The following is a 19,514-nucleotide window of genomic DNA, read 5'->3' as shown; positions in this document are numbered from 1 at the left end:
GATATCTATGTCTTGTAAACCGGAACGACCGGTGCAAGTCAACACGAACGCAAAAAGGCCGCGACTGTTCCGCGGCCCCTGTGTCGGAAAGGCTCAGGTATCAGCGTCGGGGGCCGCGCGCGACGCGTTCGATCTCTTCCCGCACGAGCCGTTCCACCAAGGTCGGCAGGTTGTCGTCCAGCCACTCCTGCAGCATCGGACGCAACATTTCTTCGGCAATTTCATCAAACGACCGACGCGTGCTAAGGTCGACCGCCTGGGCAAGATTGTCAAAGGACTGCGCAACCTGACGACCGACCTCGGCCGAAATGATCGCAGGTGCGCCTTTTTCGACCACAGGTTCTTCAGCGACAAGCGCCACCGGACCGGCCGAAACGGCGACGGCCACAGGCTCTACCAGCTTCGGCGCCGCTACCGGCGTTTCAGCCGCGACACTCTCGTTGCCGGGCTGCTGGGCCTCGCTCAGCGGGAGACGACCAGCCGGCGCTTGCGGCGACGAGACGGCAGCCATTCGCGACGTGATCACCGGGCTATCCTGAACACTACGCGGCGGTTCGTCGCCGGCGTTCGCTTTCGTCGTATAGCTCACGGTATGACGCTCGGAGGCTGCTCGCACCCGGGCAGCGACATCGGCCAGGGAAAGCGGCGGCTGCGCGATGTTTGCGTGCGGCTCCGAAGGGATGACGGCCACCTCGATCGCCGGCGCAGGCGTTGCTGGCTTTGGCGCTTCGAGGCTCTCGTCGCGCCCGCCGAAAGCCGCTGCTTCGATTTCGCTGTCGATCGTCAGCTCGATTTCGTCGGACGCATCGTCCTCGTAGTGATCCTGCGAGGAGAAATCGATCTGCCCCGGCTCGTTGCTCTCGATGATCTTACGAATGGATGCAAGAATCTCATCCATCGAAGGTTCACGCGCGACATTGAGCTGTGCCATTTCTATCCCCGTTTGACGCGGCCGAGCATGTGTCCCGAAACGACGCATGTGCCGATTGCAAACAAACCTTAAGTGAGTTCGCGGGCGAAACATACGCCGCGAATCAGACACTTGGATTGTTGCACAGATTTGTTTTTGCCGGCAGAAGCAGAAACGCCCCGGTTTCCCGAGGCGTTTTCTTTGATCAGCGGCCGTCGACGGTTCGAAGTCCGAACCACTTGTCCTTGACCGCCTCGTAGTGCTCTTCGGCACGGTATTCGGCAACCTGCAGGCCCTGGCTCTTGACGCTCAAGATCGCGGTGGCGGCGAGCAGACCGTAGCTCGCTACGACAGCATCGCGCTGGGCAATCGCCAGCTGTTCCTGCGCATTCAGCACAGTCTGTTGCGAGTCGAGGACGTCGAGCGTGGTGCGCTGGCCGACCTTGCGCTCTTCGATGACGCCGGCGAGCGCCATGTTGGCCGCCGAGATCTGGGTCTTGTTGGCGCCGATGCGGGCGATCGCCGCCTCAAGCTGGGCATGAGCCGTCACAACGTTCTGCTGAACGGCTGCACGCTGCGAATCGACCAGAATACGCTGCTGCCCAAGGGTCTCTTTGGCCCGACGAATCTGACCATATTCTGCACCGCCCTGGTAGATCGGCACCGTCAAGCGAGCCGTGACGCTCGATGTGTCGCTGACGACACCGTCACCGGAATTACCCGTCGTGCGCCCAACCTGGCCCTGGATAGTCACGCCGGGGAGCATCGTGCCTTCAGCTGACTTCACCTGGAAGCCGGCCGTATCGACATTGTATTGCGCGGCGAGAATGGTCGGATGCTGGCGCAGCCCAAGGGCAACGGCCTGATCGAGCGACCGGGGAAGCCCCTTTGAGGCAGGTGCCGGCTGCTTGATGCCGGTCGGCGCCACGCCGACGATCTGAACATAAACCGCCTCGCTCTGCTTCAGCTGCGCGATGGCGCTGATCAGAAGCGACTGAGCGTTGGCGAGCGATGCTTCAGCAAGGCTCACGTCAGTCCGCGTGCCTTCACCGACGTCGAGGCGGGCCTGAGACGCGTTCAGCTGCTCCTTGAGGAAGGCGATGTTCTGTCGACGGATGGAAACGATCTGCTGGTCGCGTGCGATGTTAGCGTATGATGTCGCTGCTGCCAGCAGAATCTGAATTTCGTTCGCCCGAAGCCCTTCGCGGTTGGCGAAGACATTCGATTCGGCGGCGCGAACGTTGTTCAACGTCTGAAAGCCGTCAAAAATCATCTGGGTTACGGTGACACCGATCTGCCCCTGGTGAAAGTTCCGGCTTCCGATAACGTCGTTCTGGACATTGGAAAGCGTTCCGTTTGCAAACGCCGAAACCTGTGGGCGAAACCCGGACTTCGCGATCGGAACCCCTTCGTCGGTCGCCCGAAGACCGGCGCGCGCGGCGTTCAGATCCGGGTTATTCTCATAGGCTTTGGCCATTGCGCCGAAGATCGTCTCCGCCAGCACGGCCTGCGGCGCAAGCAGTACACTCGTCGAGACGGCAGCCCAAAAGGCTGCTTTGCGGACAATCGACACCATACTTCCCTCTCCGATCGGGGCGGCAAAGCCAGCCCACTATTTCCTGCGGCACCATTCCGAAGTCGAAACCGAGCCGCCATAAATACGGCGATGAAGCGCTCACACCGCCCACCGGTGAGCAAATCACTACCTCAGCACTCTTTGAAACCCGGAATCGGCACGATCACAACTGTACACCGATACTGCGCACGATCATTTCAAAAAGAAACAGGTGGTTCGTTGCCAATTGGCAACATTGCTATTTTAGCAGCACAATCAAATGTTGAGATACCTCAATAAGTGGCACCTCAAAAAACAAAAGTCTGCTCGCGGCGAAAACCGGGAAGCGGCTTTACCGCAGTGTTGAAGTCCGCCCTTTCGGACGTCTTCCCATGCTCATGGACATAGAGCTTAGCACGCGAAGCATTACCGAAGCCTTCGACCGCAATCAGCCGGCCGCCGTTGCGCAGCTGCTCGAACAATGCCGCAGGAAGCACCTCCACGGACCCGTTAACGAAGATCACGTCATAGGGTGCTTCGGCGGCATAGCCCTTGCCAAGATCGCCTGTGACGACGGCAACATTGTCATAACCGAGCCGGGCCAGCGTTTCCGTCGCCGTGGCGGCAAGCGCCTCATCGCTTTCAAGTGCGACGACCGAGCCGGCGATCAGCGAAAGCAGCGCGGAGGCGTAGCCGGTGCCACAACCGATCTCCAGCACAACGTCCGACTTCGAAATTTCGGCAAGTTGCAACAGCTTGGCGAGCGGCGACGGCTCCATAAGGTACCGTGGGCCAACGCCCTTGGTTCCGTCGAGCTCGATGTCGGCGTCGATGTAGGCAAGCTCCCTCATGCGCGCGGGCACGAACTCTTCGCGCGGTACGGAAAGGAAAGCGGACAAGATCGCGTGGGACGTGACATCCGTCGTCCGGATCTGATTGTCCACCATCTTGGTGCGCGCCGCTTCGAAATTCATCATACTGCCCTCGTGTCCGGATGGGCGCGGTACCGGCATCCCGGAAAACCGCGCAGTCGTCATACGGCTGCCGATGCGCAGCCTTTCCATAAGCTCATAAATCGCCGCCCCGCCGGTTTCAAGCGACAGCGACATCTTGCAGCGGAAAAAGGAAACCGGAAAAGCGGGTTCGGCGATCGCGCGACCCGATAAATGCGCCAGACATGCGGCCGGCCGACACCCGAACGGCTAACGCCCGACTCAGCGGCCAGGCGCACCCTCCAGCCCAACAAGGGCAATCTTGGTATAACCGGCGTTCTGGATGAGGTTCATGACCGTCATCAGCTCGCCGTAGTCGACGGCCTTGTCCGCACGCAGCAGGACGCGTGTCTCGGTGTTGCCTTCGGTCAGGCGCTGAAGCTCCGCCGCAAACTCTTCGCGGGCCGTTTCCTCATTGCCGATCGCCAAGCCAAGATCGGCGTTGAGCGTCACGAACACCGGCTTGTCGTCACGCGGCGTCGGTTTGGAGACTGACTGCGGCAGATCAACCTTCATGTCCACGGTCGCAAGCGGTGCTGCCACCATGAAGATGATGAGCAAGACGAGCATGACGTCGATGAAAGGAGTGACGTTGATCTCGCTGTTTTCGTCGAGATCGCCGCCGCTATCGCTAACCTTTCCGGCCATGTCTCACCCGATCCTTGCAATGGATGCTTCTGCCGGATGGGCGAAGCCGTCTTGGCGACGCGGTTGTGCCTTGCGCACCAGGCGATGATCGAGATCACGGCTGACAAGCCGTTCGACGGCAGCTGCCGCGTCGGCGAGGACCACCTTGTAGCCGCCCACCGAGCGGGCAAAGTAGTTGTAGATGATAACTGCTGGGATTGCGGCGACGAGGCCTATTGCGGTCGCCAGCAGCGCTTCGGCAATGCCGGGGGCAACGATCGCCAGATTGGTCGTCTGTGCTTTGCTGATGCCGATGAAGGAGTTCATGATGCCCCAGACGGTTCCGAACAGGCCGACGAACGGACCGACGGATCCGATCGAGGCAAGAATCCCCGTACCGCTGGTCATGCGCTTGCCGGCGCGAACTTCGATGCGCGTCAGCAGCGATGCGACGCGTTCCTTGAGACCTGCCGCCGGCGCGTGATCGAGCACAGCCTCGGAACGCACCATCTCGTCGATCGCAGCGGCAACCATTTCCGCGGCAGGCCCCGACCTGCCGTCGAATGTGGACTTAAGCTCAGCCAATCCGTTTGCAGCCGAGAGTTGACGGACAGCACGGCCAAGGCGTGCCTTTGCGGCAAAGAGTTCGAACGTCTTGACCACGAAAATCGCCCAGGTGATCACCGAGGCAAGCGCAAGTCCGATCATCACGGTCTTCACCACCATGTCGGCAGCAAGGAACATACCCATCGGCGAGAGATCATGCGGCAGAATGGGGTTGGCGGCGACTTCCGACGGCGCTTCGACTGCGGGGGTATCAACCGATACGGGCGGGGTTTGTCCGCCGGTATCTGCTCCGGTCACAGCAATTCCGTTCTCCGTCGGCTGCGTACCGGCAGCCGGTTGAGCGCCCACGGGCTGCGACGTTACCGCCCCAGAAGCCACGGGCTGCTCGCCTTGGGCCGCAGTGCCTGCGTTGCTCGGTGCCGTTGCCGCCGGTTCGGCGCTCTGAACCTGACCGATGGTCGGGGTTGTTGTGTCGATTGAGGTGGCCTGAGCCAAAACGACCGTTGAGGAAACACTGCAAGCCAGCACCAATGTCGCTGCCGCCAAAATACTCAGCTTCGATCGGGTTCGGTTGGGCATCTTGTTCCTCGCGTACTGGTCCGTTTCGCCATCACAAAATCACTGGCGGCCGGAGTTCGAGCCACCTCAACGTGCATTGGCCGCTCTTTACGACAAACTATGACCGAAACACAAGGATTTGTGGAGTATATAAATCAAGAATAATTTCGCGCCTGCATTTCAACCCGCCCGGCCTCAAGATTTAGAGGAATGGCGGATCATCGCCAAAGTCGCCCCGCCGCCAGTCATAGGCACGGTGACGCTCCCAGGGGCGTTGCAGGGACGTAAACGACGTCTTGAAACGCATATCCGAACGCTGATTGCCTAGGGTCGGCTCCGCGAAAATCTCGACCGCACCTGTCAACCGCAGCAGGCGTCCATTCAGTATCCGCGCTTGACCGAATGAACAGGTCCGCTCGCTGAAGCTTCCAGGCACGATCAACAGATCGGCTTGATCGCACAGCACCTCAAACAGGTTGGGATTTTCGATGAGAGCGACCGTCCATCCGACATTGCTTCGGGCGACGCACCATTGTTTCTCGCGGCATGAAAAGACATTGGGCGACGCGTTACTGAGCGTGGCGTTGAAATCCTTGCGGATGGCGGCGGCGGCCGCTGGATCGAACACCCGCGGCGTTGCCTTGCCGGATTGGCGTTTGGCTTCGGGATAGAGGCCCTCGGCTACCGCCCCAAGTGCAGGCATTGGAGCGACGTGGCTCTCGACCGCCAATGCGCGCTGCCATTGTGAAAAGAGGAAATCCGAGGGCCGATCCCGGTTCGTCGCAATGGCGGCGTCAGTGACCAATCCAACGAGACGCCCGTCCTCCGACACCACAACCGCCGGCAGCTGCCTGTCCTCGACGACGAGACACATCAAACCGACGAGCAACACGACGCCACCCAGAGCCGCAAGCCAGGTCCGCAACACGCACAGTATGATGCCGCCAAAGGCAATGAGCAGGAAAGCCAAAGGCCCGACTCGGCCCGTCAGGAATTCGCCGTCGAGCGACGTCACGAAGCGGGCGATCACCAGCATGCCATCGAGCCCCCACGCCATCACGGCAAGCGGATACTGTTCGAGACCAAAGGGCATCAGCAACATGGCGAAGAGACCGAACGGCATGATGACAATGCTGATCAGAGGCGCTGCGAGGACGTTGGCGAGCAGGCCGTAGGCCGGAAGGCGCTGGAAATAGGCGGCGGAGTAGACGGACGTCGCAAGGCCGCCGATCAGCGACGTCGCAAGCACGCCGATGACAAAGCCCACGACGAGCCGCCTGCCCCACCAGCGTCCGGCGGCTGCCAGCTCATCAGCTTGCGCACGCTCACGCCAGCGTGCGTAACCGGCAACCAACGCCAACGTGGCGGCGAAAGACATCTGGAAGCCCGGCCCCGCAACGGCAGATGGCGTGATCATGATGATGACAATTGCAGCCAGCGCGATGTTTCGCAGGCTGATCGACATACGATCGAAGAGCACCGCCACCAGCATGATCGAGATCATGATCCACGCGCGCACCGCGGAAACAGCGCCACCGGAAATCAGAATGTAAAGAAAGACCATGGCCAGCGCACCGGCAGCGGCAATCTTCTTGATCGCGACCCGCTGCGCCAACCCGGGAACCGCGCTCAGGATCGTTCGAGCCCCGATCAAGAAGGTTCCCGCGGCGAGCACCATGTTGAGACCGGAAATCGCCAACACGTGGGCGAGGCCCGCCTGCCGCAGCATCTCGACCGTCTCGCGACCGATCGCTCTCTCCTCGGCTGTCACCAGCGCCGCGGCGAGCGCACCGGTGTCGCCCGCGATCACCCCGCGGATCCGCTCACCGACCGCTGCGCGCATCGCGGCCAGACCTTCTGCCATTTGCGCCCAAAGCGAAGGGTCCTCCTTCGCGGCGCCAGCATCGACCGCAGGGCTATGCGGCGCACCGTAGAAATAGCCGACGGCGCCAATCTGCCGGAAGTATGCGTCAAATGCGAAATCGTTGAGACCCGGTAGCGCGGGGCCCGAAGGTGGAGAAAGGCGTGCCCTGCCTTCGATCGTGGCTCCGATCGCCAACGGTGTGTGCGGGCTGCGTGACAGTACCATGACCTTGAGCGGTGGCCGCCGCAGCGTCGGCTCGGTGGTTTGCTCGATAAGAACGCCGTAGCGCCAATGCTCACGATCATTCTTCTCGCGTGAAAACACTTTCCCGCGTAGATTGGTCGTTACCGGGCCGTCGAGCACGACCGTGTCGATGCGCGCCGTTTCGGCCGCGACAAGCACCATGCCCGCACTGAACAATCCGGCGGCGATCATCAGCGGGCGAATGGCGCGCACGGCCCCGTTGCACGACAAGGCGGCTATACCGAAAACGCAAGGCAGCAGTGCAAGTTTGACGAGTCCGAGGTCATAAGGCAGCGAAAGCCACGTCAGCACACCGGCGGCAAGCAGCACCGGGACGAGGACCAATCCGTGGCCGAACGCCGCCTCTTCCTCGATGGCGCTGCGCCAGGATGAAGCAATGGCAGCCGGTCGCAGGCGCATGCGCGCAGCCATTGCCATAGACTTCAAAAAGCGAAAGACGAGCTTGGCGCGCCTGTTCGCAGGCGTTGCAGGCGCACCGTCGGCCAAAACCGACGCGGGTAGCGCCGGAGCGGCGCGAACTCCATCCTGCATCGAAGACCGGGCCTCGATCTCGCTCATCGTACGGCACTTCCCCCCGAAGACAGTCGACATCGATGATGCAACCAACACGCCAGATCCGCAACCAGGACGCTATCTGCCGAAAAAAGCGGCAATCCTATATGGAATGGTCCCCCACCATTGCTTTGACCGCCATTGATCCCGTTGGACATATTGCCCTAACGTGCGATTATTGCGTCGCCATATGCACATTTTCGCATCGCACAATTTGCCTTTCGTACAGCTTGGCAGCCGAAAATAAATCATATAGCAACTTCGCAACGTTCATTTTCGTGGCATATCTCTGTGCCACGTTGCCATAAGACGGAGGGTCCCCATGACAGAAAAAAGCGCGGTCGTAACACTCGATGGAAAGTCGGCGGAACTACCAGTGCGATCGGGGTCCATCGGTCCTGATGTGGTCGATATCGGTTCGCTCTACAAGCAGACCAAGATGTTCACCTACGACCCGGGCTTTACCTCGACGGCGTCGTGCGAATCCAAAATCACCTATATCGACGGTGATGAAGGCGTGCTCCTGCATCGCGGCTACCCGATCGAGCAGCTTGCCGAACATGGCGATTTCCTCGAAGTCTGCTACCTGCTGCTTTACGGCGAACTGCCGACGAAGGCACAGAAGGCTGACTTTGACTATCGCGTCACGCACCACACCATGGTGCACGAGCAGATGTCGCGCTTCTTCACCGGCTTCCGCCGCGACGCCCACCCGATGGCCGTCATGTGCGGCTGCGTCGGCGCCCTCTCGGCGTTCTATCACGACTCGACCGACATCACCGATCCGCACCAGCGCATGGTCGCCTCGCTGCGCATGATCGCAAAGATGCCGACGATTGCCGCCATGGCCTACAAGTACCATATCGGCCAGCCCTTCGTTTATCCGAAGAACGACCTCGACTACGCCTCCAACTTCCTGCGCATGTGCTTTGCCGTGCCTTGCGAGGAGTATGTGGTCAACCCGGTGCTGTCGCGCGCAATGGATCGCATCTTCATCCTGCATGCCGACCACGAGCAGAACGCCTCGACCTCGACCGTGCGCCTTGCCGGTTCGTCCGGAGCCAATCCGTTTGCCTGCATCGCCGCCGGCATCGCCTGCCTCTGGGGGCCCGCTCACGGCGGCGCCAACGAGGCTGCGCTCAACATGCTGGCCGAAATCGGCTCGGTTGACCGTATTCCGGAATTCATCGCCAAGGCCAAGGACAAGAACGACCCGTTCCGCCTGATGGGCTTCGGCCACCGCGTCTACAAGAACTACGATCCGCGCGCCAAGATCATGCAGAAGACCACGCATGAAGTCCTCGCGGAACTTGGCCACAAGGACGATCCGCTGCTCGAAGTGGCGATGGAGCTCGAGCGTATTGCGCTGACCGACGAATACTTCATCGAGAAAAAGCTCTACCCGAACATCGACTTCTACTCCGGCATCACGCTGAAGGCGCTGGGCTTCCCCACCACCATGTTCACCGTGCTGTTCGCGCTCGCGCGCACCGTCGGCTGGATCGCCCAGTGGAACGAGATGATCGAAGATCCGGAACAGCGCATCGGCCGCCCGCGCCAGCTCTATGTCGGCGCTCCGCAGCGCGACTACGTGCCGGTCTCCAAGCGTTAAGATCTTGATATAAAATGAAAAAGCCCGGCCAGAAATGACCGGGCTTTTTTTCATTTGGAGACCGGACCATCGCGACGATGCTCCGGTCTACTCTATTGCCGTGGCGATCGCTGCACCGAAAGATCGAATGCCCAAGGAGATCGGTCGCCAAAGCATTTCCAGGAAAAGTGCGGAGCGGTTTTCCGTCGGGAAATGCGTAACTAGCGGACGTTTTTGTCCTGCATATGCGCAAGGACGATCTCAGCGCCCAGTTGGCCGGGCGGTCTGCTTGTCGCCATGCGCTCTTGCACGAGCGCGTAGCCATCGAGCATTGATGCGCGCTGGGCGGTCGGGGCAGACAGCCGCTCGACCCAACGGGTCAGGGCGCCCGGCCGAATGCTCTGGTTGAAATATTCCGGCACGATCGGGAAATCGGCGATCAGATTGGGAAGTGCCCCGCTCCAGATTCGGATGCGGTTATGCAGCAACCGCACGAGCCAATCGGCATCATAGGTCGAGACGACCGGAACGCCGGCAAGCGCGAGTTCAAGAATGACTGTGCCCGACGAGGCGATTGCAGCATCCGCCTTGTCGAAGGCCGCCCATTTTTCGGCAGCGCCGACGGATATCTCCGGCTGAACCTTCCAACCGGAGGTGATCTCGCGTACCAGTTTTTCCTGGCGAGAAACCGTTGGCAACAGGAACCGGATGCCCGGATGCCGGGCCGCGAGTTCTTCCACCATCTGCCCAAAAATCGGCAGCAGTCGCCCGATCTCGCTCGACCGAGAGCCCGGCAGAAGCAGACAGGTCGAAACGGAACTGCCATTCGCCTCGCGCAATTTCTCACGCCTGCTGGCGCGAACGGCAAGCACATTGGCGTCCGAGGCCAGGCGATGGCCTATATAGGTCGTCGGCGGGCCCTCGAGCTTGCGCATGATCTCGGGTTCGAACGGCAGAACCGCCAACACGTGGTCGACATAGCTGCGCATGCGTGGCGCACGTTCCGGCTTCCACGCCCATACACTCGGGCAGACATAGTTGATGACGGGCAGATCCGGCAGTGCGGCACGCACGCGACGCGCCACACGATGGGTGAAATCCGGACTATCGATGATCAGCAGGGCATCGGGGCGCGCCGCAATGATAGCATTGGCGGTCTGCCGGATGCGCAGAATCAGCTTCGGCAGACGCGCCAGCACCTGCGAAAAGCCCATGATCGACAGTTCGGAATAGTCGAACAGCGATTTCAGACCTTCGCCCTCCAGGCCGTCCCCGCCGACGCCGACCAATTCGACATCACGGCCGCTTTGGATGCGCAGTGCCCGCACCAGATCTGTCCCAAGCAGATCACCCGATACCTCGCCGGCGATCACCGCCAGCCTATAGCCTTGTCCGCTCATGCCCTTCCCCGGTAATCGCTGCGCTCGACGCCGATGACAAACAGCCCTGCCCGGTTGGCGGCCTCGATCACCTCGGCACGCTCGAGCACCAGAGCGCGGCCGGCTTCGACGGCAATTCCGGCAAGCCCCGCAGCGACGGCGCCGGCAACTGTCGATGGTCCGATCGACGGCAGATCTGCACGCAAATCCTGTTCCGGCTTGCACAGCTTGACCAGCACCCCGCGGCGGCGCGCCGAGACCCGTCCTTCCGCCTTGAGTGTCGCTACGCGCTCGAGCATCGCATCGGTGCCTTCAGCACCCTCCAGCGCAACCACTCGGCCACCGACGGCGACGGCGCCCTGCCCCACATCAAGAGCACCGAGCGCGTTGGCGGCAGCGATACCCGCCTCAACATCGCGTCGATCATCGCTTGATGGAGCAAGGGCGCCTATGGGCCCCGGATCTGCCAGAAGGTTCGGAACGACCTCGTGCACGCCGATCACATGCGCGCCGCTCGCTTCGATGAGTTGCATCGCCATGCGCAAGACGGCATCGTCTCCGCCGGACACCAGCGTCCTCAACACGCTCGGGACCTTGGCAAGCGTTTTAAGCGTTGGTCGAATATCGCGCCATTCCGGCCGCCGGCGAACCCAACCCGAAAGCACGACCCGGTCGATACCTTCATCCCTAAAGGTGCGGCTGATCGCGGAGAAATCACCGATAGGGAGAACAGAGTGATCGAACTCAAGCCAATCGCTCTCTTCTGCTTCGCGCGAGAGCGCAATGATAAAGGGATCTTCTCCCCGGGCGCGAACCGCCTCGGCCACGTGGTGGGGTAAAGCGCCACCTCCGGCGATGATCGCGAGCCGGCCGCCTTTTGCCGCACGGCTCGCCCCGGCCGACGTCACGCTCAGGCCTTGCCGCGGCTTGGCGACGACAGTGCCCTGTCGCTCTCGGCTGCAATGAAATCGAGGATTTCGACGACCGGTGCACAGTCCGCATAATCAGCGCGAATCGCGGCTGCATTGGCGCGAACCGATTCCGGCCCTTCGAAGATCTGCTTGTAGGCGCGACGCACCACGTGGATGGTTGCACGCTCGATGCCCGCGCGAGTCATGCCCACCACGTTGAGCCCGCTCAGGACGCCGGGATTGCCGTTTAGCATACCATAGGGAATGACGTCGTAGCTGACGGCCGAAAGACCGCCGATGAACGCCTGTCGGCCGATGCGCGTGAACTGATGTACGGCACAGCCGCCACCGAGGATTGCCCGGTCCCCGATCGTTACGTGGCCTGCCAACATCACGTTGTTCGACATGATGATATTGTCGCCGAGGCGGCAATCATGCGCCACATGCGAATAGGCGAGGAACAGATTGTTATTGCCGACGATCGTCGCGCCGCCATACTCGACGGTGCCTGCATTCATCGTCACGCCTTCGCGGATCGTGCAGTTGTCGCCGATCTGCAGGATGGTGTCGACCGTGCTGTGATGCACGCTTTGCGAATCTCCACCGATGACGGCATTCGGGAAAATCTTGGAGCCCTTGCCGATCGTCGTACGGCCGTCCACGACGACGTGGCTCTTGAGTTCCATATCGTCGCCGAGAACGACTTTCGGCCCGATGTAACAAAACGGGCCGATCTTGACGTTCTCGCCGATCGTCGCCCCATCTTCGATGATCGAGGACGGGTGGATCTTCGCTGTTGCTGCAATCATGTTCAAGCGTCTTCCGTGCTGACTATCATCGCGCCGATATCAGCTTCCGCGACAAGTTGCCCGTCAACTTTTGCGTCACAATGAAACTTCCAGATATTGCCGCGCTGCTTCTGCTTCACGACATGAAACTCGACACGATCGCCCGGAACAACCGGCTTGCGGAACCGCGCATTGTCGATGGTCATGAAGTAGACGAGGTTGGTGCCCGAAGCAGTCTTGCGCGCACAGATCGCGCCTGCGGTCTGCGCCATGCCTTCAATCAGCAATACGCCCGGCATGATCGGCTTTTCCGGGAAGTGGCCGGTGAAGTGCGGCTCATTCGCCGAGACATTCTTGATGCCAATCGCCGAATTGTCACCGTCGATCTCGATGATCCGGTCAACGAGCAGGAAGGGGTAGCGATGCGGGAGAAGCTTCAGGATCTCCTGAATATCCGCCGTACCCAGAACCGTTGCCGCCTCACTCATTCGTGCCACCCTTCTTTTTCTGTCTGTCACTTGCGCGCAACGCCATTTCGGCGACATCGCGCAGGAAATCGCGCATCGGACGCGCTGGAATACCGCCATAACGCTCGCCCGCAGGCACGTCGCTTGCAACGCCGCTCATCGCGGCAATCTGCACGCCGTCGCCCACGGTGATGTGGCCGTTGACGCCGCTGCCACCGCCGATCATCACGCCGTCACCAATTCTGGTGCTGCCGGCGATACCGACCTGGCTGACAATACCGCAATAGCGGCCGATGCGGACGTTGTGGCCCACCTGCACGAGGTTGTCGATCTTCGTGCCCTCGCCGATGACAGTGTCGTCCATCGTGCCACGATCAATAGTGGTGTTTGCACCGATCTCGACATGGTCCTGAATGATCACACGCCCGACCTGGACAATCTTGATCATTCCACCCTTGGGACCCGGCGCGTAGCCGAACCCGTCCTGGCCGATCCGTGCACCGGGATGGATGATGACGTTGTTGCCAACAAGAGCGCAAAGAACGCTGACGCCTGCCGCGATCGTGCAGTCGCGCCCGATACGAACGCCGGGGCCGATCACCGCACCTGCAGCAATCCGGGTGCCGCTACCAATCTCCGCATCGGCCCCGACCACAGCCATCGGCTCGACCTCAACGCCCTCTTCCAGACGCGCGGACGGATCGACGAAAGCAGCCGGTGAGACGCCAGCAAGGCTGGTATTGCGCGACGGGCGCATCGCCACCTCGTGCAACAGCGTGCCAGCCAGAGCAAAGGCCGTATGCGGCCGTCCAGTCAGGAGAATGGGAATGTGAGGCGGCACGAGCGGAGCGATCGTCTTGTCGCAGATAATCGCGGAGGCCTGACAGCTCTCCAGCTCAGCGCGGTACTTGCGCAAGAGCATATAGCAAATGTCACCGGGCTTTGCCCGATAGACAGGTGCTACGGAATGGATAGCGCGATCTGCGACCGCGCCATCCGACAACTCCGCCCCAACTTGATCCGCAAGGTCACCCAAACGAATCCCTTTATGGGGCGGAAAAAACCAGTTCTGTTCCATGGACACTCCAGAACAATCAACTTTCGGCAGTTCTGGACTGCTTCTTTATCAGAACGACGAGGAAATACCGAACTTCAGGTTCTGAACCTTGTCGAAATCTTCCTTCGCGATCGGCCAGGCGTAGTCGACACGCAGCGGACCGAACGGCGAAGCCCAGATCAAGCCGAGACCGACCGACGCACGCAGCGAGGAACCGTTGCCCTGGACCGTTTCCGAAGGCAACATGGCGACCTTGTTGCTATAGAGCGTACCCGCATCGGCAAAGACCGCGCCGCGGAAACCGCTGTCACGCGGGATACCCGGAAGCGGGAACGTCGCTTCAGCCGAAGCCGTGAAGTACGTTGTGCCGCCAAGCGCGTCGCCCGTTCTTTGGTCGCGCGGACCGATACCGTTACGCTCGAAGCCGCGAATATCGTTGCTGCCGAGCTGGAACTGGTCGAAGACCTGCAGGTCGCTGCCGGTTTCGAAGATATGACCAGCACCACCGCTAAGCGAGGCAATGATGTCCGCTTCGTCGTTCACGGTGTAGTACCACTTGGCCTTACCGGTCATCTTGTAGAAGTCGGAATCACCGCCGAGGCCCGCGAACTCGTGGGTGAACGTTGCCAGGATACCGTCATGCGGCAGCTGCGCGTCATCCAGCGTGTTGTAGGTGACCGACTGCGATACCGACGAGCGGAGCCAATTTCCACCCTCAACTGCGCGAACGTAAGGCGACGACAGATCTGCGAGATTACCGCTGCTATAGTCGAACTGCGTATAGTTGTACCGCAGCGTCGTCGACAGGTTTTCGGTGATCGGAGCCGCTATGCGCAGGCTGAAACCCTGGTCTTCATAGCTGTAGTTGTCGTCATCAAAGTCGTTTTCATTCTTGAAGACGTCGAAGCCTGCGGCCAGACGGTAACCAAGGAAATACGGCTCGGTGAACGAAACGTTGTAAGTCCGGCTCTCATCGCCGCGACCTGCAGCGACGCGAATGTACTGACCGCGACCGAGGAAGTTCTTTTCTTCAATCGAGGCTTCGACGAGGAAGCCGCCACCGCTACCAGCGGAGTAACCGGCACCAATACCGAACGAACCGGTCGACTGATCCTGAACGTCAACGATAACCACGACACGGTCGGCAGCACTGCCGGGAGCCGTCGAGACGTTGACGGTTGAGAAGTAGCCAAGAGCCTCAAGCCGACGCTTGGCACGCGCTACCATTTCCTGGTTGAAGGCATCGCCTTCGCCCATATCGAACTCGCGACGGATAACGTAGTCACGTGTGCGGGTATTGCCGCGGATTTCAATGCGCTCGACATAGGCGCGCTCGCCCTGATCGACGAGATAATCGACTGCGATCGTATGATTGCCGAGGTCGCGGTTACCGCGCGGGGTGACGCGCGCAAACGGGTAGCCAGCCGAAGCGACGCGCTTCGAAATCTCGCTCATCGTTTCCTGGATATCCTTGGCCTTGTAGACCGATCCTTCGCGGCTGAGGACAACACCCTTCAGTGATTCAGCATCCACACCTTCGACCGTCGATTCAACCGTCACCGCACCGAAGTCGTAACGCGGACCTTCTTCGACGGTGACCGTCACCGTGTACTCGTTGGTCGCCTCGTTCAGCGTAGCCTCGGACGAAATGACCTGGAAGTCAGCGTAGCCACGGTTGAAATAGAACTGGCGCAGCAGCTCTTCGTCGGCGCGCAGCTTGTCCGGGTTGTAAACATCCTTGCGGGTCAGGAACGAGAAGATGCCCGATTCCTTCGTCGCGATCACCGACTGCAGACGACCATCGCTGTAGGCTTCGTTGCCGACGAAATTGATCTGCGAAATCTTGGTACGCTCACCTTCGTTGATCACGAAGGCAAGGTTCACACGACCTTCGGCAATCGGAACAACCTGGGTCGTCACCGTGATATCGCTGCGACCGATCGCCGCGTAGGCTTCCTTGATCGACTGAATATCGGTTTCGACGGTTGCTTCGCTGTAGGGACCGAGCGGCTGGGTGCGAACGATGCCTTGCAGCTTGTCGTCCTTGATCTTCCGATTGCCGTTGAAGACAACCTGGTTGATCAGCTGATTCTCGCTGACGGTGACGACGAGCGTCCCACCGGCAATATTGATGCTGACATCAGAGAAATAGCCGGTCGAGTACAGACGCTTCACGGAAGCATCGATATCGGCATTGCTGAAGCTCTTACCGGGAACAATCGTGATGTTCGCGCGCACCGTCTCAGCGCTGACGCGCGTGGCTCCGCGAACTTCAACACGACTGATGGTGGCGGCCTCTGCGACGGAAGCGCCTGCGAGCAATCCAACACCAGCGCCAGAAACCACAATACTCGTGGATAGCGCAAACGCAGACACCGCGTTCAAAAACCTTGAACCAGCTTTCATGTTCAAATCTTACCTTTTCCCAACGTCGCGCGGCAATTTCGTGCCGACTCCGGTCACGGTTGCCGTTTTACCCGCTTTTCCCATACAAGCAAGCCAGCTCGTTAATTTCTGTTTACTTCAATTCGAACCGTGGCTTAACGGCCACTACAGATTCGAGTTATCGTAAACAAATCCTTGCTGCACAAGCCATTGAAATCCTATCGTTCACAGTATCGGTCGTCGTATCCGCCCAAACACTCCCCGGCCGAACGCTAGCCGAAGAACATCGAAATGTCGTTCCAGGTGGCAAAAACCATGAGCATCAGCACCATGGCAAAGCCAATCCGATAAGCGACATCCTGCGCGGCGGCTCCAACCGGCTTTCCGCGCAAGGCCTCAACCGCATAGAACATCAGATGGCCGCCATCAAGCACCGGAACGGGCATGAGGTTAAGCAATCCTATGGAAACTGACAGGACAGCCGCAAGCTGCAGCACGGCTGCAACACCCAGGGTCGCCATTTGACCTGACGCCTGGGCCACACGGATGGGGCCGCCAAGCTGATCCGCCTTCATCCGCCCGGTAACGAGATTCGCCAGATAGTCGAACGTACCGGTAACAATGTGCCAGCTCTGCAGCGCACCCTGCCCGATCGCCTCGATCGGGCCATAGGTGACCAGACGGAAATTGCCGGCATCCTGATCGGTTACGATACCGATGATGCCAATCTCCATCTTGTTTCCGAACTGGTCGGAAATCTCGGTCCGCTGCGGCACCATGGGAAGATCCAGGAATGCACCGTCCCGCTCGATCCGGATCTTGATCTCGAGTTCGGGCCGCACGCTGACATAGCGACGAACATCGTCAAACGTCGCCACCGGGGTCCCGTCAATGGCGATCAACCGGTCGCGCGGCAGAATGCCGGCTTTGGCCGCGGCACTGTTCTCCTTGACCTGAGCGACGACGGGGTCTGCCACCGAACGCCCGTAGACGGCGAAGAGAACGGCAAAAATGGCGATGGCAAGGATGAAATTTGCGATGGGGCCTGCCGCCACCGTCGCGGCCCGCTTCCACAGCTTGGCCCCGAGAAAGGTTTGCGCCCGCTCTTGCGGCGAGATCGTCTCGAGCCGCTTGTAGTCCGGCGTGCTGGCCGCATCCTCGTCGCCATAGAACTTGACGTAGCCGCCAAGCGGTATCACGCAGAACTTCCACCGGGTGCCATGCTTATCGGTCCAGCCCAGCAGTTCCGGTCCGAAGCCAACCGAAAATGCGAGGATACGAATGCCCGACCACCGGCCGACAAGGTAGTGTCCCATTTCGTGCACGAAGACGAGGAGGGTCAGAACCAGCAGGAATGGAACAATGTAGCCGGTCACGAATTGCAGGGCATCAAGCAGATATGTCATGGACTTTCCTTAAGTGCCTGCCACCAGCATCACAGGCCGAGCAGGACCGAACCGAAGGCGATCTGACGCCCATCGCTGACGACATACTGTATCAGGACAAGGACCAGCGTGGCGATACAGGCGAAGACCAGACCGTCGACCCGATCCATGACCCCGCCATGCCCAGGAATGAGATGGCTCGAATCCTTGACGCCGAAGCGGCGCTTTATGAAGGATTCGAAGAGGTCCCCGATCTGGCTCGCGACGGAAAGAACCAGCGCCAACATCGGGATACGCAGGTCTTGCAGCGGGAAGTATGCCATAAAAGCGGCCGTTCCGGCTAGAACACCGCAGACGGTGCCACCAATCGCACCGGACCAGGTCTTGCCGGGCGAAATGCGCGGCGCCAGCTTGGGTCCGCCGAGGGCGCGGCCGACGAAATAGGCAAGAATATCGGTTCCCCAGACGACGGCGAAGACGAACAACGTCGCCACCAGGCCAGGGTTGTCGGCGCCTCGCAGCGCAGCCAACGAGATACCTGTCAATCCGGCGTAGACAATCCCACCCGGCAGCCACCAGCTCCCCTTTTTGAGCGACACCCAGAGCACCGCTATTACGACGGCAAGGAGCAGGGCCGGCAGACTGTAGCCGATGTTTCCGAGAAGAATGAGCGCCGCGATTGTCGCCAGAGACAGCCAACCGAAGGCGTTGCCCTGGAAATCACGTTCCGCAAGGCCTGTTATCGTCGACCATTCGTAGTAGACGAGCAAGGCGATCGCCACCGAAAGCAGCTGGAAGGCCAGGCCACCGAACCAGGTCGCGCCAAGGGCGACCGCCGCGAGCACCACTCCGGAAGCGATGCGAAGCTTGAGTTCTGTTTGCATTACGAACCAACCGCTAACGTCGGCTGCGCCAGACCGCCGAAGCGACGCTCGCGGCAGGCGAATTTCTCGAGCGCGGACAGGAACGTCTCGCGTGTGAAGTCTGGCCAAAGCTCGGGAACAAACAGCAGTTCCGAATAGGCGCCCTGCCACAACAGAAAGTTTGAAAGCCGCTCTTCGCCGCTGGTGCGAAGAATGAGATCCGGATCGGGTATCCCGGCCGTATCGAGCGAAGCGGCAATACGTTCCTGCGTGATGTCCTCGGGCCGCAGGCGCCCCTCGGCAACTTCCGTCGCCAGGCGTCGCATGGCGCGCGTCAACTCGTCACGCGCACCGTAATTGAAGGCGATCACCAGCGTAATGCCGGTATTTCCGCTCGTCGTCTCCTCGGCCTCGATCAGCAGGGGCAGGATGTCGCCTCGCAGGTTCGACCGCTCGCCGATAATCCGGATGCGGACGTTTTCGCGATGCAGATCGGCAAGGTCACGGCGAATGAAGGCCTTGAGCAAGCCCATCAGATCCGTCACTTCGGCCTGCGGCCTGTTCCAGTTTTCTGACGAGAACGCAAAGAGCGTGAGGTAGCGTACCCCGGCTTCCGCCGCCGTCTTCACGGCGTCGCGAACCGCCTCAACACCCTTGCGGTGCCCCATCGTGCGCGGAAGTCCGCGCGCGTTCGCCCAGCGCCCGTTGCCATCCATGATGATGGCAACGTGTTCCGGAACGGTGATCGGGAGGAGAGTTTGCATAAGGCGTCCGCGAAAGGAGACTCAAAGGATCAGGG

The 19,514-nt window shown here is 60.4% G+C and carries 17 protein-coding genes; 2 read left to right on the top strand and 15 right to left on the bottom strand.

Annotation, left to right across the window (positions count from 1 at the left end; genetic code table 11):
• Positions 1 to 100: 100 nt before the first annotated feature.
• The 6 genes from AC07UR_RS19585 to AC07UR_RS19560 all read right to left on the bottom strand — a co-directional run bounded on the left by AC07UR_RS19585 (position 101) and on the right by AC07UR_RS19560 (position 7,748).
• Complete coding sequence (locus AC07UR_RS19585) at positions 101 to 931, bottom strand: PopZ family protein (protein ID WP_209792290.1); 831 nt, start codon at positions 929 to 931, stop codon at positions 101 to 103.
• A gap of 184 nt (positions 932 to 1,115) precedes the next feature.
• Positions 1,116 to 2,486 (bottom strand): TolC family outer membrane protein, encoded by a 1,371-nt coding sequence (locus AC07UR_RS19580; RefSeq protein WP_173419864.1) that lies wholly within the window; start codon positions 2,484 to 2,486, stop codon positions 1,116 to 1,118.
• Between the two features lie 287 nt (positions 2,487 to 2,773).
• Entirely contained in the window at positions 2,774 to 3,439 is a 666-nt protein-coding gene (locus tag AC07UR_RS19575; RefSeq protein WP_173421011.1) for a protein-L-isoaspartate O-methyltransferase family protein, read from the bottom strand.
• Between the two features lie 240 nt (positions 3,440 to 3,679).
• A complete protein-coding gene (gene exbD, locus AC07UR_RS19570; protein ID WP_077498282.1) occupies positions 3,680 to 4,105 on the bottom strand; it encodes a TonB system transport protein ExbD in 426 nt (141 codons plus the stop codon).
• 3 nt (positions 4,106 to 4,108) lie between these two features.
• Positions 4,109 to 5,230, bottom strand: a complete 1,122-nt coding sequence (gene exbB, locus AC07UR_RS19565; protein WP_209792288.1) for a tonB-system energizer ExbB — start codon at positions 5,228 to 5,230, stop codon at positions 4,109 to 4,111.
• Positions 5,231 to 5,411: 181 nt separating this feature from the next.
• Positions 5,412 to 7,748, bottom strand: coding sequence for a ComEC/Rec2 family competence protein (locus AC07UR_RS19560; protein ID WP_412728409.1), 2,337 nt, complete (start codon positions 7,746 to 7,748; stop codon positions 5,412 to 5,414).
• On the opposite strand from AC07UR_RS19560, the gene AC07UR_RS19555 reads away from it, so the two are divergent.
• Complete coding sequence (locus AC07UR_RS19555) at positions 7,714 to 8,034, top strand: hypothetical protein (RefSeq protein WP_234942039.1); 321 nt, start codon at positions 7,714 to 7,716, stop codon at positions 8,032 to 8,034. The genes AC07UR_RS19560 and AC07UR_RS19555 overlap by 35 nt on opposite strands.
• Before the next feature lie 177 nt (positions 8,035 to 8,211).
• Complete coding sequence (gltA, locus tag AC07UR_RS19550; protein WP_077498285.1) at positions 8,212 to 9,501, top strand: citrate synthase; 1,290 nt, start codon at positions 8,212 to 8,214, stop codon at positions 9,499 to 9,501.
• Positions 9,502 to 9,701: 200 nt separating this feature from the next.
• Here gltA and AC07UR_RS19545 read toward each other — a convergent pair whose 3' ends face one another.
• From AC07UR_RS19545 to AC07UR_RS19505, 9 genes are all read right to left on the bottom strand, one after another.
• The gene (locus tag AC07UR_RS19545; protein ID WP_209792284.1) at positions 9,702 to 10,880 is read right to left on the bottom strand and encodes a lipid-A-disaccharide synthase; all 1,179 of its coding nucleotides are present in this window, start codon (positions 10,878 to 10,880) and stop codon (positions 9,702 to 9,704) included.
• Positions 10,877 to 11,767, bottom strand: a complete 891-nt coding sequence (locus AC07UR_RS19540; RefSeq protein WP_173419859.1) for an LpxI family protein — start codon at positions 11,765 to 11,767, stop codon at positions 10,877 to 10,879. The genes AC07UR_RS19545 and AC07UR_RS19540 overlap by 4 nt, the downstream gene beginning before the upstream one ends.
• A 2-nt stretch (positions 11,768 to 11,769) precedes the next feature.
• On the bottom strand, positions 11,770 to 12,579 hold the full coding sequence (gene lpxA, locus AC07UR_RS19535) for an acyl-ACP--UDP-N-acetylglucosamine O-acyltransferase (protein ID WP_412728407.1): 810 nt from the start codon (positions 12,577 to 12,579) through the stop codon (positions 11,770 to 11,772).
• Positions 12,580 to 12,581: 2 nt separating this feature from the next.
• Positions 12,582 to 13,046, bottom strand: a complete 465-nt coding sequence (gene fabZ, locus AC07UR_RS19530; RefSeq protein WP_025426827.1) for a 3-hydroxyacyl-ACP dehydratase FabZ — start codon at positions 13,044 to 13,046, stop codon at positions 12,582 to 12,584.
• Positions 13,039 to 14,103 (bottom strand): UDP-3-O-(3-hydroxymyristoyl)glucosamine N-acyltransferase, encoded by a 1,065-nt coding sequence (lpxD, locus tag AC07UR_RS19525; protein ID WP_209792280.1) that lies wholly within the window; start codon positions 14,101 to 14,103, stop codon positions 13,039 to 13,041. Before lpxD ends, fabZ begins: the two co-directional genes overlap by 8 nt.
• Positions 14,104 to 14,151: 48 nt before the next feature.
• Positions 14,152 to 16,488: an outer membrane protein assembly factor BamA gene (gene bamA, locus AC07UR_RS19520; protein WP_209792278.1), complete on the bottom strand. Its 2,337-nt coding sequence runs from the start codon at positions 16,486 to 16,488 to the stop codon at positions 14,152 to 14,154.
• A 251-nt stretch (positions 16,489 to 16,739) separates the two neighbouring features.
• A complete protein-coding gene (rseP, locus tag AC07UR_RS19515) occupies positions 16,740 to 17,873 on the bottom strand; it encodes an RIP metalloprotease RseP (protein WP_173419855.1) in 1,134 nt (377 codons plus the stop codon).
• Positions 17,874 to 17,902: 29 nt separating this feature from the next.
• A complete protein-coding gene (locus AC07UR_RS19510; protein WP_173419854.1) occupies positions 17,903 to 18,736 on the bottom strand; it encodes a phosphatidate cytidylyltransferase in 834 nt (277 codons plus the stop codon).
• Positions 18,736 to 19,479, bottom strand: coding sequence for an isoprenyl transferase (locus AC07UR_RS19505; RefSeq protein ID WP_173419853.1), 744 nt, complete (start codon positions 19,477 to 19,479; stop codon positions 18,736 to 18,738). The genes AC07UR_RS19510 and AC07UR_RS19505 overlap by 1 nt, the downstream gene beginning before the upstream one ends.
• Positions 19,480 to 19,514: the final 35 nt, after the last annotated feature.

This window comes from Ensifer sp. GW821-FHT05G01 (genome assembly GCF_059419585.1).
Note: the sequence above shows the minus strand (reverse complement) of the source record. Positions and strands in the feature narration are given on the sequence as shown.